At 30.5% G+C, this 24,250-nt stretch carries 20 protein-coding genes and 1 riboswitch; of the genes, 1 reads left to right on the top strand and 19 read right to left on the bottom strand.

Annotation, left to right across the window (positions count from 1 at the left end; translation table 4 throughout):
- Positions 1–169 precede the first annotated feature (169 nt).
- Positions 170–2,479, top strand: coding sequence for an MOLPALP family lipoprotein (locus L872_RS0101885; protein WP_027063186.1), 2,310 nt, complete (start codon positions 170–172; stop codon positions 2,477–2,479).
- Between the two features lie 15 nt (positions 2,480–2,494).
- Here L872_RS0101885 and L872_RS0101880 read toward each other — a convergent pair whose 3' ends face one another.
- The 19 genes from L872_RS0101880 to L872_RS0101795 form a co-directional block, all read right to left on the bottom strand.
- Positions 2,495–3,730 (bottom strand): replication-associated recombination protein A, encoded by a 1,236-nt coding sequence (locus L872_RS0101880; protein WP_027063185.1) that lies wholly within the window; start codon positions 3,728–3,730, stop codon positions 2,495–2,497.
- A 53-nt stretch (positions 3,731–3,783) separates the two neighbouring features.
- Positions 3,784–6,099: an endopeptidase La gene (gene lon / locus L872_RS0101875; protein ID WP_036268845.1), complete on the bottom strand. Its 2,316-nt coding sequence runs from the start codon at positions 6,097–6,099 to the stop codon at positions 3,784–3,786.
- Positions 6,100–6,210: 111 nt separating this feature from the next.
- Entirely contained in the window at positions 6,211–7,497 is a 1,287-nt protein-coding gene (gene tig, locus L872_RS0101870; protein WP_027063183.1) for a trigger factor, read from the bottom strand.
- Positions 7,498–7,530: 33 nt separating this feature from the next.
- A complete protein-coding gene (locus L872_RS0101865; RefSeq protein WP_027063182.1) occupies positions 7,531–7,827 on the bottom strand; it encodes an MMB_0454 family protein in 297 nt (98 codons plus the stop codon).
- 36 nt (positions 7,828–7,863) lie between these two features.
- Positions 7,864–8,418: an elongation factor P gene (gene efp / locus L872_RS0101860; protein ID WP_027063181.1), complete on the bottom strand. Its 555-nt coding sequence runs from the start codon at positions 8,416–8,418 to the stop codon at positions 7,864–7,866.
- 73 nt (positions 8,419–8,491) lie between these two features.
- Entirely contained in the window at positions 8,492–9,010 is a 519-nt protein-coding gene (locus L872_RS0101855) for an ECF transporter S component family protein (RefSeq protein WP_027063180.1), read from the bottom strand.
- Entirely contained in the window at positions 8,994–9,971 is a 978-nt protein-coding gene (gene fmt / locus L872_RS0101850) for a methionyl-tRNA formyltransferase (RefSeq protein WP_027063179.1), read from the bottom strand. Before fmt ends, L872_RS0101855 begins: the two co-directional genes overlap by 17 nt.
- Positions 9,964–12,087: a DUF2779 domain-containing protein gene (locus L872_RS0101845; RefSeq protein WP_027063178.1), complete on the bottom strand. Its 2,124-nt coding sequence runs from the start codon at positions 12,085–12,087 to the stop codon at positions 9,964–9,966. The genes fmt and L872_RS0101845 overlap by 8 nt, the downstream gene beginning before the upstream one ends.
- A 95-nt stretch (positions 12,088–12,182) precedes the next feature.
- Complete coding sequence (locus L872_RS0101840; RefSeq protein WP_027063177.1) at positions 12,183–12,800, bottom strand: hypothetical protein; 618 nt, start codon at positions 12,798–12,800, stop codon at positions 12,183–12,185.
- A gap of 63 nt (positions 12,801–12,863) precedes the next feature.
- Positions 12,864–13,991: a tRNA 2-thiouridine(34) synthase MnmA gene (mnmA, locus tag L872_RS0101835; protein WP_027063176.1), complete on the bottom strand. Its 1,128-nt coding sequence runs from the start codon at positions 13,989–13,991 to the stop codon at positions 12,864–12,866.
- 87 nt (positions 13,992–14,078) lie between these two features.
- The gene (locus L872_RS0101830; RefSeq protein WP_051418425.1) at positions 14,079–15,644 is read right to left on the bottom strand and encodes an NCS2 family permease; all 1,566 of its coding nucleotides are present in this window, start codon (positions 15,642–15,644) and stop codon (positions 14,079–14,081) included.
- Positions 15,645–15,722: 78 nt separating this feature from the next.
- Positions 15,723–15,817: riboswitch (purine riboswitch) on the bottom strand.
- 43 nt (positions 15,818–15,860) lie between these two features.
- The gene (dnaJ, locus tag L872_RS0101825) at positions 15,861–16,961 is read right to left on the bottom strand and encodes a molecular chaperone DnaJ (RefSeq protein ID WP_027063174.1); all 1,101 of its coding nucleotides are present in this window, start codon (positions 16,959–16,961) and stop codon (positions 15,861–15,863) included.
- A 49-nt stretch (positions 16,962–17,010) separates the two neighbouring features.
- Positions 17,011–18,789, bottom strand: coding sequence for a molecular chaperone DnaK (gene dnaK / locus L872_RS0101820; RefSeq protein ID WP_027063173.1), 1,779 nt, complete (start codon positions 18,787–18,789; stop codon positions 17,011–17,013).
- Between the two features lie 50 nt (positions 18,790–18,839).
- Positions 18,840–19,094: a hypothetical protein gene (locus tag L872_RS0101815; protein ID WP_027063172.1), complete on the bottom strand. Its 255-nt coding sequence runs from the start codon at positions 19,092–19,094 to the stop codon at positions 18,840–18,842.
- Between the two features lie 15 nt (positions 19,095–19,109).
- Entirely contained in the window at positions 19,110–19,685 is a 576-nt protein-coding gene (locus L872_RS0101810) for a nucleotide exchange factor GrpE (protein ID WP_051418424.1), read from the bottom strand.
- A 1-nt stretch (position 19,686) separates the two neighbouring features.
- A complete protein-coding gene (gene hrcA, locus L872_RS0101805; RefSeq protein WP_245576612.1) occupies positions 19,687–20,721 on the bottom strand; it encodes a heat-inducible transcriptional repressor HrcA in 1,035 nt (344 codons plus the stop codon).
- Positions 20,722–20,762: 41 nt separating this feature from the next.
- Positions 20,763–22,907, bottom strand: a complete 2,145-nt coding sequence (locus L872_RS04585) for an ATP-dependent Clp protease ATP-binding subunit (RefSeq protein WP_051418423.1) — start codon at positions 22,905–22,907, stop codon at positions 20,763–20,765.
- A 116-nt stretch (positions 22,908–23,023) separates the two neighbouring features.
- Positions 23,024–23,908 carry an MSC_0882 family membrane protein gene (locus L872_RS04580; protein ID WP_051418422.1) on the bottom strand — a complete coding sequence of 295 codons (885 nt, stop codon included), beginning with the start codon at positions 23,906–23,908 and terminating at the stop codon, positions 23,024–23,026.
- Between the two features lie 2 nt (positions 23,909–23,910).
- Positions 23,911–24,204, bottom strand: coding sequence for a TIGR04561 family membrane protein (locus tag L872_RS0101795; protein WP_027063169.1), 294 nt, complete (start codon positions 24,202–24,204; stop codon positions 23,911–23,913).
- Positions 24,205–24,250: the final 46 nt, after the last annotated feature.

Genomic DNA, 24,250 nt, shown 5'->3' with positions numbered 1-24,250 from the left:
AACTTATAGTGTGAATATTTTAAATTATAAATATTATAAACGTATGACACCTTTTATTTATACCATTTTTAAAAAATAAAAACATAATAATTTGCAAAAAATAACACTTAATGTGTGTTAAAATTATTTTGATTTTAATTTAACTTATAAAAGAGAAAGGCATCTTAGTATGAAAAAATTATTAATTATCTTAGGTTCAGTCAGCATTGTTGCTTCTTCTGGAAGTACTGCTGCATGTTCATGAGGAAACAAATACAAAGCTGATATTGTTAAAGATGTCCAAGATTATATTGCTGCTTCTTCATTTGTTGCTCAGTCAGCAATTTTAAATAATAAAAACGGTGCTAACATGGATTTGGATTATACTGCTGGTTATATTAAATCTTTAAAAATTATTGATGTCTTAGGAGAAGAATGAATTAAGGGTATCGGTAATAGTACAATAACTAAAGAATCTAGTTTAGAATTTCTTATAAAACAAGTTTTTGGAACTGATCGCTATAAAGTTAATAAAGACGATCTAGAAAAAGATTCGAAAATTGCTGCTTCAATGGCTGAATTTGATCAAGAAGCAAAACAAAAGACTTTATCAGGAAACAACTCAACTGCTAAAACTCTGTCTTTAGTCTCAGGGTTAGTCAATATCTTATTTGGTAGCAGTTCATTTTCTCCTCAAGGTCAAGGTGCTCTATTAGAAAGTATTATTGGAAGTGGAGACACTGTTGGTGGCTTAATTAAAGGAATATTAAATCCAGAACTTATTAAAACTTTAGATAGTATTCTTTCAGAAGATGGCTTGATAAATTTAATTAAACAAGGACTAAGAGAAGTTCCTGGAAAAGTTGAAGGTCAAACTGGTGTTACTCTTCAACAAGCTGCTAATAGTTGTATGCAACAAATTGTTGAGGCACTTGTTAATAAAGATTACACTGCTCTAGTTGTTCCTTTGGTTCAATATGTTCGAGTTTTAGGTTACTACTTTGGAGAGTTTAAAGATTATATTAATGCCGTTGATGTTGACGATGTTATTAGACATGACAATGGATTTATAAATATTTTTGATAAAGTGAAAACTAATGCCGAAATTATCACTGAAGTGATCGAAAAAAATGGCGGAAAAATTGACGAAAAAAAATTGACTCAAATTAACTTCAAGGATTTATTTGGAATGCTACAATTTTTCTTGGTTCCTGATCGAAAAGATCGTAACGGAATTAATTTTCAAAAGTTAATCGCTATTCTATTTCAAACGCCTTCTAAACCAGGTTTAGAAAATCCTTTTTTTGGTTCTTTATTAAAAGCAGCACAAGATTTGCTAGAAACTAAGTTAGCAGCAAAAAAAATAGCACCTGACGCTATTAAAACTCTTGTTAATTTTTTAATTCCTTTATTAAAAGAAGTTGGAAATGCTTTTGCAAACCAAGGACCACTTCCAAAACAAGATTCAATAAAAGCATTATTAAAGTTTATTGGTTCAATAGGCATAGAGGCACTAAAACCATTTAAACCTTTACTTGATTATTTAAATAGCAACCAAGAAATTTTTGATAATTTACTAGGAGCATTATATAACGGAAATGTTCTTTCAGGAATTTTAAATGCTCTTAAAGAAGGTGGCGTTGTTGACATTAGCGATGATATCATTAACACTTTTACTAATATAAAAGCTGTTTTAACTACACCAATCGCTAAGCTTTTACAGGCATTTGGTTTGGATATTGAAACTAAGGCAATGTTTTTATATGGTTTAAAAACTGTATCTATATCAGATATTATTGACAGTGCTGCAGGATTTTTTGAAACTGGAAGAAAGTACCCAAATTCAAAAGCAGAATATATTCTTGATACAAAAGATATAGCAGCCTTACTAGAAGCCCTTAATACTCCTGATTTAATTAAGTGAAAAGAAGGTATGAAAATTGAGGGATATGACGATGAGTTCAGCAATACTTTATCGGCATTGCTTGTTGCAATCGTTTACCCCAACAATGTTGAATTAAGTGAAACTAATGCAAACCCTAATGGAATTTCAAAGGCTTCATTCATTTTGGGACTAAGAAAAAATGCTAACAACATTGGATTTGACAACTTTAAAGAAGGTTCAGTTTATGATGCAATTTATCAAGCATACGGAAACAAAGATAACCCTGAAGACCCAATAAGTGAAATCAAAGGTAACACAATGTCAAAAATGGCGAATCTATTAATTAAAGTATCAAAATGAATTCAAGATGATTCACTACCAGCATATGTAAATGATAAGTTTGGAGATTATTTAGATCAAAAAAATTGATCAACTAAATTTATATCAGAAGAAAATTTCTACAATGTTTACAATGATGCTTTCATTAAATATGAATTACACTATACCAATAAAAAAACAAAAGCTGAACAAACTTACACCATTACAATTAAACGTGATCGTGTTAAAGGACATGAAAATCCTGGAAAAGTTTGAAAAGTTTATTCAATCGACTAAAAAAGAACTAGGTAACTAGTTCTTTTTCATTTTTAAATATAATTCATAAACTTTTTTCTCATAGGCTGAATGTGACTTATGGTTATAATACTTAATATCTTTAATTTCAGATGGTAAGTATTGTTGATCCACCCAATCATTTGGATAATCATGAGCATACTTATATCCAATACCTCTTTTAAGCTTTTCAGCCGATTTATAATGAGCATCTTTAAGATAATCTGGCATATCATAAACTAATCCGTTTTGAACATCACTATGAGCTTGCTTAACTGCCAAATATGCGGAATTTGATTTTTCGCTTAACGCCATTTCAACAATTGCTAATCCTAAAGGAATTATCCCTTCGGGGAAGCCCATTTGACGAAAAGCATTGGTGGCCATTAACACTCTTGGAGGCAATGTAGGATTCGCTAACCCAATATCTTCATAAGCCATAATTAGCATTCGACGCATTAAAGTTTCATAATCTCCAATTTCATAAAATCTTGCAAAATAGTATAGTGCTGCATCAACGTCACTTCCACGAACTGATTTTTGTAATGCCGACTTCAAATCATGAATATCATCTCCATAAGCGCCTGATGGATTTTTAGCACTGGGAACAACTTTTAAAACTAAATTTAAATCAACTGTTGCTTCCGGATAAAGTTTAATGAAAATTTCCAAACTATTAATTAAAGTACGAACATCACCACTAGCTAAATTACACAAATAGTTTAAAGCTTCATCATTAATTGCTAATTTAAGAGTTTCATTGGCAATTAGTTTTTTTACATATTCAAACATTTCTTGAGCTTCAACACGTTTTAATTCGATAATGCTTGCTCGAGAACGAATCGCCGGATTGATTACAAAAAATGGATTTTCTGTTGTAGTAGCAAATAACTTAATATTCCCTTTTTCCATATACTCTAATAAAATATCTTGTTTGTCTTTATTCATTCGATGAATTTCATCAATAATCAAAATAAAATTAGGTTCTTCAATTGCCTTACTAACAATTTTAGTTAAACGTTCTTTTTTATCATATGTTGCATTAAACGTATCATAAGCAATATTTAAATCTTCAGCAAGTGCGATTGCAAAAGTAGTTTTCCCTGTTCCTGAAGGACCATAAAAAATTAAAGACGTACAAAATTGCTTTTCGATCATTTTAGGTATCATATCATTTTGCCCCAAAATGTGTGTTTGACCAATAATATCTTTAACAGATTGTGGTCTTAATAAAAAAGCTAACGGTTGATTCATTTTTTACCTCCATAAAAAAATAACTAGTCTCCTAGTTATTTTACCTTACATTATTAATTAGATGCGAAAACTTCATCAAATACTTGTTCGTAAGTTTCCATACCTTTAATTTCTAAAACTGATTTAACTTCATCAGGAATTTCATCTAAATCTTTTAAGTTTTTAACTGGAACTAAAATCTTTTTCAATCCACTACGTGCAGCTGAAATTGATTTCTCACGCAATCCCCCAATTGGAAGTACTGCTCCTGTTAAAGTTATTTCTCCTGTCATTCCTAAATCACGAGAAACTGGTTTATTTGATAACGCAGATACTAATGCTGTTGTCATCGTAATTCCAGCTGAAGGACCATCTTTTGGAACTGCTCCTTCAGGTACGTGAATATGAATATCATTCGCTTCGAAAATTGTTTTATCAATTCCAAATTTTTCATAGTTTGATTTAACATATGTTAAAGCTATTGTTGCTGATTCTTTCATTACTTCCCCAAGTTTACCAGTTAATGTTAAATTTCCTTTACCTGGATAAACATTAACCTCAATTGGTAAAATGTCCCCTCCAAATTGAGTATAGGCTAAACCAGTAACAACCCCAACATTTGATTGACCTTGTTTTTCAGTATGATCAAAAATGCGTTTTCCTAAAAATTCATTAACAACTGCTGGAGTTACTTCTAAACTTTCAAGCTCTTTATTTAATAGTTTAACAATGAATTTACGAGCAATTGCAGAAATATGACGTTCTAATTGACGAACCCCCGCCTCACGAGTGTAATACTTGATAATTTCATCAAAACTCTCATCTGTGAATACCAATTCTTCTTTAGTTAAAGAATGTTCTTTTAAAACACGTTCAACTAAGTAGTCTTTAGCAATTTTCATTTTTTCAATTTCTGTATAACTTGATAAATTAATGATTTCCATACGGTCATATAAAGCTTCCGGAATATCTTCAGGGTAATTGGCAGTTGCAATAAACATAACTTCACTTAAATCATATGGCTCTTCAATGTAGTGATCAGAAAATTCTGCGTTTTGCTCAGGGTCTAAAACCTCTAACATTGCTGATGCTGGATCACCACGTTGATCTGATGCCATTTTGTCAATTTCATCAAGTAAGAATAACGGATTCTTAACTTTTGCACGTTTCATTGTTTGAATAATACGTCCTGGCATTGCTCCAATATATGTTTTACGGTGTCCTCTAATTTCAGATTCGTCTTTAACTCCACCTAAAGAAATTTTGACAAACTTCTTACCTAATGCTTCAGCAATAGATTTTGCTAAAGAAGTTTTTCCAACTCCCGGAGGACCTACTAATGTAATAATCGGTCCTTTTAAAGATTTGGTTTTTTGTTTAACTGCTAAAAACTCGATAATGCGATCTTTAACTTTTTTAAGCCCATAGTGATGCTTGTCTAAAATTTCTTGAGCAAATTTTAAATCAGCAATATCTTCTGTTGATTCTCATCATGGAATTGACATCATTCAATCAATATAGTTTCGCTCCACAGTTGCTTCTGCAGAAGATGATTGCATATTTTCTAGTTTAGAAATTGATGACAAAATTCGTTCCTTAACTTGTTTTGGGAATGGTTCTTTTTCTAGACGATCTTTGTATTTCTCAACAGCGGACTTATCTGAATCTTCATCATTAAGTTCATCTTTGATAATACGCATTTTCTCACGTAAGTAATATTCTTTTTGTTGTTGATCCATACGATCTTTTAACTTTTTATTAATTTCTGAATCTACATCTAATGATACGTCCTTTTTACCCAAGAAATTTAAAATCTCTTCTAAACGTTTAACAACATTTTGTTCTCCTAAAAGATTGTTTCTTGTTTCTAAAGAAATAAATGGTAATGATTTTGCAATTGCATCAACAACATAGTTAATATTGTCAGTTGATTTAGTTTTTAATCACTCAACAGCAATTTCTGGAAAATCTTTTGAAAGACTAGCAATTTCTGCAACTTGTTGGTGAATAATATCAATTTGACTTTCAGCATTTGATATATCAGCTTCTAAAATTTCAGCTGAAGCCATAAAGTAACCATCTTTTGGTTCTGTAGAAATTAATTTAATACGTTCTTGCCCTGTTATTTCAACAGTTAATGTTCCGTCTTTTCATGTTTTAATAATTTTAACAGTTGCTAAAGTTCCGAAATCAAATAGTTCATCCATTCCTGGATCATTGTCCATAACCTTACGTTGCGACACAATAATAATATTGCCCTCAAACTCCGCAATTGCTGCTTTTGTAGCCTCTTGAGTTTGTTTTCTGCCTACTTCTACAGTTTCTGTAAACTTAGGAAATATACAAATTCCTCTTGTGATAAATATAGGAAATTTGATTGTTTTATTCATAATTTCTCCCCCTTATTTTGGTACAAATAAATAATAACACATATATTAGCACTTTAATAGTGGTAGTGCTAATTAAAAACAAAGCCTTTCGACTTTGCTTATTATAATAGTTTATTTTCCGTTATTTTCATATAAGAAGTCATTTAATAAATCATTTAATAACTCTGCTTTAATTTGTTCTGGTTTAATAATATTTTTAATATATTCCATTTCAACTCCAAATTGAGTTGCTAGATCTTGATATTTTGCATCGATTTGTTCTTCAGTCGCTTCAAAGTTTTCTTTAGCCTTGATTTCTGAAGTTACTAAATAACCTTCTAACTTAGCTTTTGCATCACCTAAGATTTCTGCTTCAATATCTTTGTCAGTTAAACCTGTCGCTTTTTTATAAGCTTTTAGAGTTAATCCTTGTTTTTGTACTTCTTGTTCAAACTCTTTTTTCATTTCTTGAACTTGATTATCAATTGCTGATTTTGGCAACTCTATTGTTGAGTTTTTAATAACTTCAGCAATGATTTCATTTACAAATTGAGCCTTTAACCCTTGAGCTTTTCTTGTTTGAAATTCTTCTCTAATTTTTTCTTCCAATTGCGCAAAAGTTTCCACTCCAGGAATATTTAAGTCTTTTGCTAACTCATCATCACGGTTTGGTAAAATTCTTTCATTTATTGCTGTAATGTTTAAAACAAATTTTGCTTCTTTTCCAGCTAATTCTGGAGTATATTCAGCTGGGAAAGTTACAGAAATTGCTTGATTATCACCTAATCCTAAACCGATCATTGATGTTTCAAATCCTGGAATAAATTGGTTTGAACCAATTACTAATTTATGCCCTTTTGCTTCTCCACCTTTAAATGGTACATCATCAACATAACCTTTAAAATCAAAAGTAACTGCATCACCTTCAGCAATTTTAGCATCGCTTGCTTTTGGTTTTTCCATTGCAAATTGTTGTTGATATTGAGTGATAGCTGCATCAATTTCTTCTTTAGTTACTTCTACACTTTGTTTTTCAACAGTTTTGATTCCAGTATATTGACCTAATTTAATTTCTGGACGTAGATCAAAGAAAAAGTCGATAATAATTTCTTTTTCGCTTACTTTAAATGGTACTGGAGATGGAGAATTCATTGGTTCAATTTTCACATCTGAGTTACGAGCAAATTCAAATGCTGGTTGAATTGCCATTCTAAAACCTTCATTAAAAACTTTTGCTGGTGTTAAATATTTTTCGATTTCTTTTTGAGGTGCTTTACCTTTTCTAAATCCAGGAACTTCAACGTTTGCTTTCAATCTATTTTTTGCTTTTGTTAAAATTGTTGCTCATTCTTGACCATCAATTGTAACAGTTCATTTACCTTGTCCTTGTTCAATTATTTTGCTTTCTGTGAATTTCATTTGTATTTCTCCTTTTACACTTTCTAATTTGTTTTATCTTCCGTACGCTACAGAGATATTTCTTGGCTTAATGTTTAACGTTTGAGTGATAATATCTTCAACATTTTTGCTAATTAATTTTTCTTCAAAAATAAAATCAGGAGCTTGCCCTTCAAATTTAATTTTAATCAAGATATATAATAAATTATCATGATAAATTTCTGTAATTACTTCGATATTTGCAATACTTGCCGAAGTTGATGAAACTACTGTTGATTCAATCAGCTTGTTTAAAGCGTATTGCTCAATATCTAAAGTTCCACGACTATTTCTTTCAATTGAAATATACATAATATTATCCCCCTTTTTAATTAAAAATTAATTAGCTTATGCTCTACCTGAATACTTACCATCGATAGTACTAATAAGTACTTTTGTTCCTTCATTAACAAACAATGGAACTTGAATTTCTAAACCTGTTTCCACGACTGCTTTTTTTTGAGCACCACTTGTTGTATCACCTTTAACTGCTGCTTCAGCAGAAGTTACAGTTAATTCAACTTTATCTGGTAAAGCAATTCCCAAAATTTCTCCTTCGTATTCGGTCATTTTGATCATTAATCCATCAGTTAAGAATTTTGATTCTCATTCTAATTTTGCCATTGGAATTTGTACTTGTTCATAAGTTTCAGTATCCATTAAGTATGCGTCATTACCATCATTGTATAAATATTGCATATCTTTTCTTTCAATCATTGCTTTACCAACTTTGTCACCACCTGTAAAAGTGATTTCAACACGAGCACCAGTACGTAAGTTTTTAACTTTAACTGTTACTTTTCCTTGTTGTCTTCCAGTTTTTGAAAACGATTGATCAATAACTACAAAGATATTGCCTTCGTATAAGAATGTGGTTCCAGGACGTAAGTCGTTTACTTGCATTATTAATATCTCCTTTTATTTTTTTAGTCTAAATTATTATAACATTTTTCTAAAAAAAATAAGACTAAAAGTCCTATTGCGGTTGGTTATTAAATTCAAATAAATGCTTTTTGATATTTGGAGCACTTAAACCCTTATAAATTATAATTCCAACCAATATTGTAACTACAAATTGAATTGAATCTGTAACTAACGCTTTAATAATCACTGAATGGTCAAAACCATATACTAATCCAGTATAAGGAATGTATATAAATACTAAAGCTGCTGCTAATACAATTGCTCCATAAACAGTAATATATTTACTTAAGCATTTCATAATAAGAAACATTAAAATGTTAATTAAAATTGTTAGTGGTATAAAAATAAACCCTCCAGCAATTGCATCAAGCATAGTTCCATATACAATACCCACTACTAATAATGAGGGTCCAGGCATTAAAACACATAGCGCTAAATAAAAGCCTGATGTTAATTGAAAAACTCCATCACTAGTTTTAAAAAAAATAGTAATAAACGAAATGCACATTAACAATGCAATATAGATTCCTGTTAAAACAATATATCTGGTATTTTTAAATCATGGTTTCACCAAAAACATCTCCTATTCTTAAATCCGTTAAACGATTAGTAAAATATAGTCCCGCATTAATCATTGATTTTCCTGGTCTTTGAATTTCCAAAATCTTTAAAAATCCTTCATTAGTATGAATGATAATTCCTTCTTTATCCATTGCCACAATTTCTCCAGGCTTTTTAATATTAAGAGTTGTTGCAAAAAATTCATCGTCTCTCAATAGACGGGCTGATTTAATTTTATATCTTTCAGACTTCAAATAAGTATGCGCAATTGGTGTTGGTGCTAAAGCCCTAATATGGTTATTGATTTGATTTGCAGTTTGATTTCAATCAATCATTTCTTCGCTTGTAGAAATATTTTTTGAAAAAGTTACTTCCGCTTCATTTTGAGCAATTGGCTGAATTTCTTGGTTAGCAATTTTAAACAAATACTTTTTGATCATTCTAGCACCTAATACTCCTAGTTTTTGAAACATTGTTCCTGAAGTGTCATCTGGTTCAATTGCAATTGCTTCTTGAACATAATAATCTCCTGCATCCATTTTTTTAACCATTTTCATAATTGAAATACCAGTTTCAGTTTCACCATTTTTGATGGCATATTGAATTGGAGCTCCACCACGATATTTTGGTAATAAACTCCCATGAATATTAATTGCATCAATTTTAGGAATTTCTAAAATTTTAGTAGGAATAAATTGACCATACGCACAAGTTACAATGAAATCGGGATTTGTTGACTTAATTTCTTCATAGGCTTCACCAATTTTAATTGGTTGAATAACCGGAATATCATGTTGCAATGCTAACTGCTTAACGACAGTTGGTGTTAAAACTTTTTTTCTTCCCACAAATTTATCTGGTTGAGAAATAACCTTCACAACTTCTACATTAGGCATTTCTATCAATGCTGCCAAAATATCCGCCCCAATTTGGGGAGTTCCACAAAAAACTACACGTAAATTTTTAATCATTATGTTTTTCCTTTCATTGTTGATAAATTTCAAGAACTCGTTGATATATAACAACCATTGCTAATGTATCACGGTTACAATACTTTAACATATCTGGTTTGATTTTTTCTTCTCAGGCTAAATCAGGAATTCTCCCATCAACATACTCACGGAATGTTTGCGCAGCCTTTGCTCCCTGATTAATTTTCAAATCTTTGTAAGAAAACTTTGGATCTAACGCCGGCTGAGTTTTTTTAATTGAATAACTTCCATGAAAATCTGGATGATAAATTAAAAATCATGGATGTTCTCTTTTATCATTTCCTTTAAAGAAATCCATTAAGTCGATGGTATTTTGAATAATGTAGATTAATGGAATTGCATATTCTGGATAAATAAATGCCAAATACTTAAGAACAGTTTTTTCAAAAGAGTCATTATACGCAACATAAATTCCTGGACCATTACTAAACATATCCTGAACAAACTTTTCAATAAAATACGGACGCGGATCATTACGATCATTACCAATAAAATCAAAATGTTTCATTGTTTCAGGATGATTATAATCAAATTCTTGATTAGTGATTACATCGATTGAATATTGAAAGGGAATTTGTTGATATCCTGCAGAGTTATCAAAATTTGGAATTGCTCACTTAACTGTTTCAAAATCATACATATAAATTACTTGATTAGCATATTTTGCCAATTCCTCATCTAATTTATCAACTAAAGTAGGATCAATGATTTTAGTAATATCTGTTAAAATTTCCTCACGACTTTTATAGCTTTCAAAAATTCGATGATGCTTTTCTTTAAAGAATGACTTCCCTCCTGCTTTTTGAGGAATTGATGAATCAAATAAAGTTGTATAATCATCAAAATATGGTGATTTTGAGTTCAAAATAATATTAGCTTTTTGAGAAACTTTAAGTCCAGTTAAACACATAAAGGTTTCTCTACTTAAATCAAATCATGGCATTACATGATTACAATACGGCAAATTGTTATCATCACTAGTTGCAAAAGTTCACTCATTTTTACGATTACGAATAATTTTACTTTCACAAAGTTCACTTGTTAAATAACCTTTAATTTCTTCACCATTCAGTACCAAAATATTTGTTAGATTTTCAAATAAATGATCTAAATCATAAAAGGCTCTAAAGTTTGCCAATTCTTCAAATAAACTAGCACGTTTTTTACTTTTACCATGTGATAAATTATCAATTTCAAAAAAGTCAAAGTAATTCAAATCGGCTTTATTAGCAGTTTTAGGAATTACAATATCAGTTTTTAAAAAATCAAGAACTTCTTCATATTTAACAGTTTGAAAACTTTCAAAAAAGCTTTTTGCTTCAACACTTAAAGAATCATGAATGACATTATTAAAACGTCCTCGTAAGTAATTATCTTTTAAATGGCAAATATAAATATCATCAACAATAAAGCCATTTTTTTCTAAAACATATACTTGATAAACTAAGTCATAAAAATGTTCTACTTTAACTGCTGAAGTTGCCTTAACTTCGATAATCTCTACATGCATATCTGGTTTGACTTTTAAAATATCACAACGAGTTTTCAAATTCATATTGTCAAATTCAAAAGCTGCTTCATAAATATAACGATATTTATTGGTCTTTTCTAATGCCTTGTTAGTCAACTCCACTGCTTGTTTAAAATTAGTAATATTTTCAAATGAAATTGTTTCCATATCTTGATTTGTTTTAATGTTCATATCAGCATTAATTAAATCAAAGTATTCTCTAGCAGCTTCTCCAACCGCATTTCCATCTTCAATTGTTTCTCCTGCAAATTTAGAAATCTCAAATCCATTAGGATCTTCTCATAACTCATCTCATCGTTTTAAAAATTCTACACGCTCATCTTCATTCATATCATCTAAATTGGCATATGTTTCATAAATATCAATTTGAGATGCGTCTTCATTAAAATTATCTTCAGACTCAATTTCATCTTTTATTGCATATTGAAAAACACGATCTTGCTTTCAAGATAATGCTTGAAGAAAATTTTCCTTTTCTTTATAAATTCACGCTTTTTTAATACACTCTGCTAGTGCTGTTTTAAAAGTTTCTTTTGAAATACTTGTTTTAAATAATTGTTCCATTTATTTCACCATCCCGAAGTTCTACCTTCTTTTTATTATATCTAATGTTTTTTAAAGATACTCAAATAAAAAAGATAGCAAGGCTATCTTATGAATTAATCTTTTCTTCTTGTTGGTACAAACTTTTCAGTCATTTGCTTATTAATTTTTTCAATCTCACGAAGACGCTCATTTTTGTCAACAGTTTTAGATGCTTGTTTAGCTGCTTTTAACTCAGCTTTTTCTTTTTCAGCAAATTCTCTTTCACGACGTTTTTCTTCTTTTTTTAGAGCATGTTTTTCTTCTTTAGTTAATTTAATGTCTTTTTCTGAGATTGCAATACGACGCTTAGCATCTTCAAGTTCCAATAACGTGTTTACAACTCATTCAGTACGATAATTTTTTTTATCAACTTTAGTTGTAATTCCTTCAATTTCATAAGCTCTTGTTTCAATTATTTTTTGTGTTTTTGGTTCGACTAGTTCAACAATAACATCAAAAACATCACGATATTTATATTCTGCCCCTTTACGAGCAAAAACTTTTTCAAATTCAATTCTTAGATTCTTACGATTATCATGAGTAGCAATATATTCTTTAATTTTATTTCTAACTTCTTGATAACGTTTTGCCTTTTCTTTTTTACTTGCCTTTTTACCAGTAACTGTTGTAAAGATTACAAAAGCAATAACAACGATTAATAAAACTATTAAGGTAATGGTTGTTCCATTCATAAAATTCTCCTCTTTTAAAATGCTTTTATTCTTATTAATTATAAAGTAAAAAACTCTTTTTTACTATCTCTTAACCCTATCAATTATTCCCCCACCTAGACAAAGTTCACCTAAATAGAAAACGGCTTCTTGACCTTCAGTAACCGCTTTAACTTTTTGAGGGTAAACTACTCGATAAATATCTTTTTCAACTTTGTACATTTTTACTGGAACATCTGGTTGACGGTATCTAAATTTAGCTGTACATTCAAATTCTTTGGTGTCACTAAAATATTTAGTAAGATCAAGTGTTCAATTAATTTCATTAACAATACATTCTTCAGAAAGCAGATAACTTTCATCGCTTGCAGGAGCAACATAGATAATTTTTTTATCAACATCTTTACTAGCTACATAATACGGTTCAGTCATTCCCCCAAGATTAAGCCCTTTTCGTTGGCCAATTGTATAATACATTGCTCCAATATGTTGTCCTAAAACTTTGTTAGTTTTAATATCAATAATTTCTCCTGGTTGATTTGAAATATAATTTTGCAAAAATTTTGTAAACTCACGTTCTCCAATGAAACAAATTCCTGTTGAGTCTTTTTTATCAGCAGTGATTAACTGATTTTCAGCCGCTAGACGACGAATTTCAGCTTTTTCTAAACCTTGCAAAGGAAACAATGTTTTTGATAATTGATACTGATTTAATTGACACAAAAAGTATGTTTGATCTTTATTTTGATCAACTGCTCTAATCATTTCAAACTGCCCTGTTTGGGAATTAAAACGAACTCCTGCATAGTGACCCATAGCAATAAAATCAGCTTCTAAAGTATTCACCGCATAATCTAAAAATTTATCAAACTTAATATACTTATTACATAAGATATCTGGATTTGGAGTACGCCCTTTTTGATATTCCTTAATAAAGTATTCAAAAACATGATCTCAATACTCTTTAATAAAATCGATTCGATGTAGTTTAATGCCCAATTTTTTAGCAACTGCTTTAGCATCAAAATAATCTTGTTCTTGAGTACAAATTTCATCTTGTGATTCAGTATTACCCATTACATCATTGTTGGCAGCTGAATCTCAGTTTCTCATGAATAAACCTTCAACTTCATACCCTTGTTGTAATAAAAGTAATGCTGCAACAGATGAATCAACTCCACCACTAATTCCGACAATAACTTTCTTTTTCATATTTGTTCCTTCTTGTTTTATTTAAAATAAAAAATTGCTTTTATAAAGCAATTTAATTTTATCATTTAATAACTCTTTATAGCAAGACTAAACCTGCATAAATGCTAATGCAATTCAGTAAATGATGAACAATACTGCTAATGTTCACATTACCAAACCAACTTCTCTAGCGCGTTTAGTAACTGCCATAACAAAGACATATGAAATAATTCCAATAGCAATACCTTCAGCAATTGAATATGTTGTAATCATGAAGATAATTACTAAGAAAGTTGAAAGTGCGAACTCTGGTTTTTTTCATTCAACATCTTTCAGTTCAGAAATCATCATCATTCCAATATAAACACAAGCAGCCCCACTAACACAAACTGGAATTGCTTTGAAAATTGGAAATAATGCAATCGCTACAAAGAATAAAATTCCATTTAAGATTGCGGCTAATCCAGTTCGAGCTCCTTGTTGAATTCCTGCTCCTGATTCTACATAGGAATTAACTGGTGAAGTACCTAATAATGCTCCCACAACAGTTGCTCCTGAATCGATTACTAATGCTTTATGAGGAATCTCATGATGTTGATTAGTATATCTGTTTAACTGATTACTCATTGCCGCAATTGTTCCTGTAGCATCAAAGAAGTTCATAATTACAAATACAAAAATTGATACATAAGTAATTGGATTAGTTCAAATTTTAGCATTGGCAAACTGCGATCATGTATTTTCTAAGTTTGTGCTAAAACCTTTGAAATTGTAACTTCATCCATTTCCTTCTAAACGGAAATTTGAATTAGCTAAAGCTCCTTCGCCGCTAACAAGTGCATGACTATTTGGTAAAGTGTTGGCAAGAATAACTGCAATAATCGCCATCACTAAAATTCCAATAGCCACCGCTCCAGGAACTTTTTTGAAATGTAATGTAAGAATAATCCCTAAACATCCCATTCCTAATAATATTGGAATAAAGTTTGTTTTAAATGATGCTAAAGCCGCTATTGGAATTGATCCATTACTTTGATATCATCCCATATTAGCCAAGCCAACATAAGTAATAAAGAAACCAATTCCAATAGCAAAGGCTATCATTAGTCCTTTTGGCATTGCTTTAATAATAACTGAACGTAGTGGGGTAATTGAAATAATTGTAAAGATGATTGATGAGATTAGAACAACAATTAGTGCTCCTTCATAACCAATTCCTTGATTACCAACTCCTTGATTAGCAATATTAAAAGTAAACATTGCATTCATTCCCATACTTGTTGAAACTGCAATTGGAACGTTAGCAAATAGTCCCATTACAATTGATGCTATTCCTGATGCAATTGCTGTTGCCAAGAAGATTCCAAAGTAACTCATGGTTTCTTCAGGATTAACAACTGACTCAGAACCACTTAAAATTGTTGGATTTAGTGACAAGATATAAACTAGAGACAAGAAAGTTGCCAGTCCTCCTCAAAGCTCTTTTTTCATGGTTGCTCCCAAAGTATCAAATTTAAAATACTTTTCAATCGCAGCAATTCCACGATTGTTGCTAAACTTAAAGTTTTTAGCATTACGAGCTGCTGTTTGTTCTGAAGTTTCAGTTCCAAAATCTGGATAAATATCTTCAGCATTTTTTGATTGATTTAGTGTTTTTTTATTTTCTAAATTCATAGTGCCCTTTCAATGTATAAAAATAATAAAAAAACAAGAAAAGAAAAACTAACCACCGTGGTCTACATGAAAACACAGCTGGTTAGCTTTATAACTCATAATCTTACATCGGTGCAAGGTAGAGACTCCTGCCCATTATGCAGGATTATATAAGTTTTCTTATTAAATTTATAAATTTATTTTACATTAATTTTTTAAAGTTTAACATTTAAATTTTTAATCCAAAATATTTTTAGCTTTAAAATCAGTTAAGTGTTCAATTTTTTCAAACAAATCTTTTTCTTTTTTAGAAACTGAACTTGGCACAGCAATATTAACTTGAATTACAAGATCTCCACGTTTTTCATGCTTAGTATCTTTGTAAAGTCCACGATTTGGAACTTTAATTTTTTCTCCCGAATTGATTCCTTTAGGAACTTTAACTTTAATTTGTCCTTCATAAGTATCAATTGTAATTTGATTTCCCAAAATTGCATCTAAATAACTAATATTATATTTCATCAATACATCTGAACTACCTAGTATTGAAAAAGTTTTTGAAGGGGCAACTTTAATGTTTACATAGATGTTTCCATTTGGTCCTTCAGTTTCACAAGCATGCCCATATCCTTGTAAAATCATTTGTTGACCTGGGCGCATTCCGCGAGGCACTGGAATATCAATTGAACGTTTACGTTTTGTTTTACCACGACCATTACAATCACGGCATTTATTGTCAATACGTTTTCCCATTCCTCGACATTCAGGACATGTTGCCTGTGATTGAAATTGAAATGGTCCCATTTGTTGGTGAGTTAGAATTGTTCCATTTCCACCACAACGCTGACATGTATGAATATCTGAAGCATTTGGTGCACCAATTCCATTACACAATTGACACTTAGTTAATAAGTTTAAAGCAACTTCACGGTTCACCCCAAACATTAACTCTTTAAAGTTCAAGGTTAGCTCAATAACAATGTCTTCTCCACGTGCAGGTCCTCGACGTTGTTGTTGGTTACCACCAAACATATCTCCAAACATATCTCCGAAAAATGAAGAACCTCCTCCAAAGAAGTCTTCAAATCCAGAAAATCCACTTCCAGCTTGTCCATCAACACCAGCATGACCAAAACGATCATATTTTTCGCGTTTATCAGCATCTAATAGCACTGAAGCCGCTTCATTAATTTCTTTAAATTTTTCTTCGGCATCTTCAGCTTTATTAACGTCTGGATGATATTGCTTGGCTAATGTTCGATAGGCCTTCTTTATTTCTTGTTCTGTAGCAGTTTTACTAACTCCTAAGACTTCATAGTAATCTCTTTTATCTGCCATAAATTACCTTTCTATAAATTAAAAACTAACTAATGTTAGTTTTTAACTTTTAATTATTTTCTGAATTATCGGAATTGTCTGAAGCCTCAGGTGTTGGTTGTTGATTTGCAAATTCTGCAGCTGCTGCCATTGCTTGTTCCAACTCTTGCATTTTTTGTTCTAATTGAGTATAGTCTTGTTTTTCTAATAACTCTTTAATTTCTGAAATCATTTTTTCAGATTCAGCTTTTTGTTCTGGTGTTACTTTATCACCAGCTTCAGCCATACTTGATTCCATAATATTAATGTAGCTTTCAGCTTTGTTTTTTAACTCAATTTGTTTACGTTTCAATTCATCTGCTTCAGCATTGTCTTGAGCTTCTTTAATCATTTTTTCGATTTCTTCATCGCTTAGTGATCCTGAATTAGAAATTGTAATTGATTTTTCTTCATTAGTTTGTTTATCTTTAGCAGTTACACTAACAATTCCATTAACGTCAATTTTAAAAGTTACTTCAATTTGTGGAGTACCTTTAGGTGCAGGTTTAATTCCTGTTAATTGGAATTGACCTAATGATTTATTATCTGCTGCCATTGGTCTTTCACCTTGTAAGATATTGATATCTACAGCTGGTTGATTATCAACTGCTGTTGAAAATATTTGAGATTTTTCTGTTGGGATTGTAGTATTTCTTTCAATTAATTTAGTAAATACTCCTCCCATTGTTTCAATTCCTAATGACAATGGAGTAACGTCTAATAATAAAACATCTGTTACATCACCAGCTAATACTCCTCCTTGAATTGCTGCTCCCATAGCAACTACTTCATCGGGATTAATTGTACGGTTTGGTTCTTTGTTTAGTAATGATTTAACTAAGGCTTGCACAGCGGGAATTCTTGTAGATCCTCCAACTAACAAAATCTCATCAATATCAGATGCTGATAACTTAGCAGCTGTTAAAGCGTCTTGAACAGGTTTAGAAGTTCTATCTACTAAAGATTTAGTTAATTTATCAAATTCACTTCTTGTCAATGTTGTTGAAAATGAAACTGGTCCTTCAGCATTCATTGCAATAAATGGTAAGTTAATTTCTACTTCCAATTGTGAAGATAAGTTAATTTTTGCTTTTTCAGCTTCATCTTTTAATCTTTGCAATGCCATTTTATCATTTTTTAGATCAACACCTGATTCAGCTTTAATTTTTTCAACTAGTCAATCAATAACTTTTTGATCAAAATCATCTCCTCCAAGTTTGTTATCTCCACTTGTAGATAAAACTTCATAAGTTCCATCAGCCAACTCTAAGATAGAAACGTCAAATGTTCCTCCTCCTAAATCATAAACTAAAACTTTTTGTTCTTTATCTTGTTTATCTAATCCGTAAGCTAATGCTGCTGCAGTAGGTTCATTAATAATTCTTTCAACTTCTAAACCAGCAATTTTACCAGCGTCTTTAGTTGCTTTACGTTGAGCATCGTTAAAGTAAGCAGGTACAGTAATTACAGCTTTAGTAATTTTTTCTCCTAACTTGTCTTCAGCGTATTTTTTCATGTATCGTAAAATTTCTGCTGAAATTTGTTCTGGAGTATATTTTTTATTATTAACATCAAGTTTTTCTGTTGTTCCCATTTTTGACTTTACAGAAATCACCACGTTTGGATTTGTCACTGCTTGTCTTTTAGCAGCTCCACCAACAATAATGTCTTCATTTTTAAATGCTACAACTGATGGAGTTGTTCTTTGACCTTCAGGGTTTTCTAAGATGATTGGTTGACCACCTTCCATAATTGAAACAACAGAGTTAGTTGTTCCTAAATCAATACCTATAATTTTTTCTTTTGCCATATTTTTTATCTCCTTTTTCTTTTTACTTTTATTCTTTAATTTTTACTAGTTTATCTTCAAGCATAAACTAAGATATCTGCAGGTTCACCACAACCACAAGTTCCGCAATTAGGTTTTGCTTCTTTTAATTCAACATTTGCTTTCAAATATTGTGAGTAACCTTCTTTTAAAGATTGTTCAACATGAACACCTTTACGTAATGCAAGTAAGAGTGTTTTATCACTATCTAATAAATTGTTAATTTCGCTAATTTCGATCTTACTTAAATCTTGTATTTCATATACATTTTCAATATTTTTTGCCATGATTAGGTTTCCTTTTTATTTTGCTACTTTGACAAGTGCATGGACTAAAACACGGTCATGAATTTTATATCCGTTGCTGATGACTTCAATAATTGTATTTTCGGGAAATTCAGTTCCTTCAACTGCTTCATTAGCATTATGAATTTGATCATCAAATTGATCTCCTGATTTAACTTCAATTAATGTTATTCCATTATTTTCCAATGCTTGTTCCATTTGACGAACAACCATTTCAAATCCTGTTAAGTAATTCTTGAATGCTTCGTTTCCTTGTAAACTTTCAAGAACTTTCTTTAATAAATCAATTGGTTTAATTATATCTAAAGCTAAATCACTCGCCCCATATTTTCGAATTTCAATCAACCTTTTATTATTAAACTTATTTAAGTTATCAATATCTGCTGCTCTTAGCAATTTTTGTTCACTTAATTGTTGTTTAAGTTCTTCAATCAAAAGGTCTTTTGTTGTTAATAATTCTTCTAGCGTTGGTTCTTCTGCTTTAGGTAAATCATCTTCCAAATTTTTATCAACTAAATTTTCTTCAGTTAAATTTGCCTCAATATCTTTGTTCTTTTTATTTTTTTCAGCCATACTATGTATCTCCATTTCCATTAATAATATCAATCAGCACCTGAATTAACTGATTGGCCTGTGAATAATCAACACGCTTTGGTCCAACAAGAGTTAGTGAAGTTGTTGTCCCGTCTTGACTAATAAATTCTGTTCCCAAAATTGCTACATCATCATTATCTTCAGAAATTTCTGATCCAATTTTGGTACTAATTTTATTCTTTTGTTGATTTGCTTCATAAGTCACTTCATATCAGTCAAATGGCGATATCTTATCCATTAAATTAATAATATTTTTTAACTTTTGTGTATCATTAAATTCTGGATTTTCTAACATATACTTCATCCCAAAAATTTCTTTTTTCTCATCTTTGCCTTGTAAAATAGTTTTTAAAAATGATTGTAAAACATATTCATAATTTTTAACGCTTTCTTCAAGTATTGGTTTAATCGTTTCAGCTAAAGCTTCAATGTCTTGAATATTAGTTTCAATTAAGTTATCCGAAAATAACTTAATTGAAATTGCTAAATCATTTAACGATACATTTTCTAAATTAAAAACTTTTTTTTGAATAGTTCCATTTGATAAAACAAAAATAACTGATGCCATCGTATTTGATAGCGGTACTAAATCAATTTTCTTCAAAACTACGTCATTAAGATTTTCTTTCTTTGAAACAATTGCTGTCATCTTAGTCAATTCACTAATGATCTTTGAAGCTTCATCCAAAACATTATCAATTCCGACTCCACGAGAGTGAAAAATTGTTTTTAAGTATTCTTTTAAATCTTCATTTTCAGTTCGTTCCATTAAGTAATCAACATAATAACGATAACCATTAGTTGATGGTATTCTTCCTGAAGAAGTATGTTGTTTTTCCAAATAACCTTTTTCTTCTAAAACCGCAGAATCATTTCGAATTGTTGCTGATGAAATATTAATTCCTAAAAGTTCCAAAATTCGCTTTGAACCAACTGGTTGATTTTTATCAATATATTCTTTGACAATTACTTTTAAAATTAAGGATTGTCTTTCTGTTAGCATTTGATCACCCATTTCTAAATAATTTTAGCAGTCTTAAATCTATATTGCTAATTTTAATTTAATTTAAGTGAATTTTCAAGTACGAATTCATTTGTTTGGTTTACATCAATGACATACTTTTTATTTTCTTCAAGTGTTCCCTGAATAATGTTTTTTGCCAACAAGGTTTCAACATTTTTCTCAATAAAACGTTTAATAGGTCTTGCTCCATATTGACGATCAAATCCTTCATTCAAAATTTTATTTTTAGCAGCTTGAGAAAATGTTATTAAATAACTTTTGTCTTTTTCTAAACGGACAGTAAGTTCATTTAAAAGTTTTTCAATAATTTCATTAACAACTTCTTTTGATAATGGGTTAAACATTACAATATTGTCAATTCTGTTTAAAAATTCTGGACGGAAATGTTGTTGTAATTGTTTATTAATTAACTCAACATTAATATCTTCTGGTTTTGTAGCATTTAACATATATTCACTACCTAAATTTGATGTCATGATGATAATACTGTTTTTGAAATCAACTGTTTTACCTAAAGAATCCGTAATACGTCCTTCATCTAAAACTTGAAGTAAAACATTGAAGACATCTGGGTGTGCTTTTTCGACTTCATCAAACAAAATGATTGAGTAAGGGTTTCGACGAACAGCTTCAGTTAGACGGCCTCCTTCTTGATATCCAACATAACCTGGAGGAGCTCCAATTAATTTAGATACTGATTGTTTTTCCATATATTCACTCATATCAAATCTAATCATTCTTTTTGGAGAGTTAAACATTAAGTCTGCTAAAGAACGAGCAACCTCAGTTTTTCCCACTCCTGTCGGACCTAAAAATAGAAATGACCCAATTGGTTTTTCGGGATCTTTAATTCCACTTCGACTTCTTAAGATTGCTTCAGAAACTACTTCTAAAGCTTCATCTTGACCTTTTACTGATTCTCTTAAAATACTGTTCATTTTTAAAAGTCGATGTTTTTCACTTTCAACTAATTTATCAACTGGAATTCCCGTTCAACGAGCAACAATTTTAGCAATATCTTGTTCAGTAACTTCCTCACTTAACATTTTATTATTTGAAGCTTTTTCTGCATCTGCTAATTGCTTTTCAACTGCAGGTAGCAATGAGTATTGAATTTCTCCAGCACGTTGATAATTTCCCTCAGTTTGAGCTTTTTCAAGATCATTACGTAAGCTTTCAATTGTTGATTTGTATGAGTTGATTTTATTTAACTCAGCTTTTTCTTTTTCTCATTCTTCAGTTAATATAACTTGGCGTTCTTTTAAACTTTGCAATTCTGTCTGGGCTTCATTTAAACGCTCTTTTGATTTATCGTCTTTTTCTTTTGATAAAGCGGCGCTTTCAATTTCTAGTTGCATGACTTTTCGATTAATTTGATCTAATTCAGTTGGAACTGAAGCCAATTCAGTTTTAATTGTTGCTGACGCTTCATCTACTAAATCAATCGCTTTATCTGGTAAAAAACGATCAGGAATATATCTTGAAGAAAGTTGTGCAGCCGCTACGATCGCATTATCATGAATTCTCACTCCATGATAAGTTTCAAAACGATCTTTTAATCCTCTCAAAATTGATATTGTTTCTTCTGGTGTTGGTTCTTGGACCAAAACTTTTTGAAAACGTCTTTCTAAGGCAGCATCTTTTTCAATATACTCACGGTATTCATTTAAAGTTGTTGCTCCAATCGCTTTTAACTCTCCTCTTGCTAGAGCAGGTTTTAACAAGTTTGAAACATCCATTCCACTGCCACCACCAGTTTTACCAGCTCCGACAATTAAATGTAGTTCATCGATAAACAAAATTATTTCTCCATTTGACTGCTTAATTTCATTAACGATGCCTTTAACACGTGATTCATAATCTCCTAAGTACATAGCTCCAGCCATTAGGCTTCCCATGTCAAGTTCTAGAATTTTTTTATCTTTTAAAATGCCTGGAACATCACCTTTAACAATACGTTGAGCTAGTCCTTCAATTACGGCTGTTTTACCAACTCCAGGTTCTCCAATTAGAACAGGATTGTTTTTAGTTTTTCGAGATAAAATACGAATAACTCGTAAAATTTCTTCATCTCTTCCAATAATTGGATCAATCTTTCCATCTCGAGCATCTTTAGTTAAATCTCGAGTATATTTTTTTAATGCGTCTACTTCTTTTCCTTTTTCTTGAAATTCCATAATAATACCTCCATTAATTTGAATCTTTTATGATTCTTAAATATTTTAACTTTAATAATTAGCAAAGTCAAGGGTAGAGTGCTAATTAAAAAAGCAGCTTAATAAAGCTGCTTTTCTTAAATAAATGGCACGATTTTTTTCCCTGATCGTTTTCGAATAATCATCATCGGAATTATTACAAAGCACAAGATTACTGCTAGAAATCCAAAGAAAATAATTAAGCATGTACGATTAGCACGTTTTCGCAATTCTTTAGTTTCTTCAAAAGGTACGATATCATATCCATAATAAACATCAATATTTCCTTTTCTTAAACGGGTAAATACTAAAGACAAGGCTTGAATGATTAAAGTTATTACTAATAAACAAATCATAATAATAATTTCAGTATTCATTTCTAAAGGTTTCTGATTATTTTTTGTAGCTGCTTTAATTGCATACATTATTCCAATAATAATTCCTCCAAAAAAATATACTGAAAAAGCAATTCAATTTACATAATATGGTCTTGTTACCAATGACTTATAATTTCTAATTAAGAAGTGAGGGATTTTTTCTTTCCCCATAAGAATGTCAGTTTTATAACGCTTAACATCTAAAATAATGTGACGGTAGTCAACAAAAGCAATCATTAAACAAAAGACTCCAAAACCTAATAAAAAGAACATTCCCACTGGTGATGGAATATATTCATCAGCAATGTTTAAAAAGTTTGTGCCATCTTTTTGAGTCATTGATAAGGTAATAAAAAAAGCTGCAACAAGAGAACATACTAATCCCATTATATTAATCCCAAAAATACGATACTTTTCTAAACGAATTTCTTTAGCAATTTCATTAGGGATTTCGACAGCATCTAATTCTTTTTTGGTAAAGTTAGGTGTCAATTCTCTGACATGCTCATTTTGTTTGTAACGACCTCTAAGACTATTTGAGCGAGCAAGTGAGGGATTTGGTTGTTGATTACTAGTTATATCAAATTCTTGTAATGAGTTATCCATACTTATTCTCCTTTTTGCTCTATCTTAGTTAATTCTTTGCGGTCTTTAATAATTGAAGCAATTTCAGTGTCAATATTTGCTTTAGATGCTTCTAATGTAGTCATTTTAATAAATTCTTCGTCATTTATTTTAGTAGCTTTCTTAAATTCATTTTTTCGCAAAAATAAATTTAGTAAATAAATTACCAACGAAAATCCTGCCAAAATAACAAATGTATAAAATATTAGGGCAAACGAAATTGGGATTCCAAAAATATTTACTCCTGCATTAGGATTATTTAGCACACCTAAAATCATTTTAACCACCTACATTCATTTTTATATAATATATTTTATCATTTAA

The sequence above is a fragment of the Mesoplasma seiffertii ATCC 49495 genome, assembly GCF_000518725.1.
Taxonomy (GTDB): domain Bacteria; phylum Bacillota_I; class Bacilli_A; order Mycoplasmatales; family Mycoplasmataceae; genus Tullyiplasma; species Tullyiplasma seiffertii.
The sequence above is the reverse complement of the archived record's forward strand: the minus strand, read 5'-3'. Positions and strand labels throughout refer to the sequence as shown.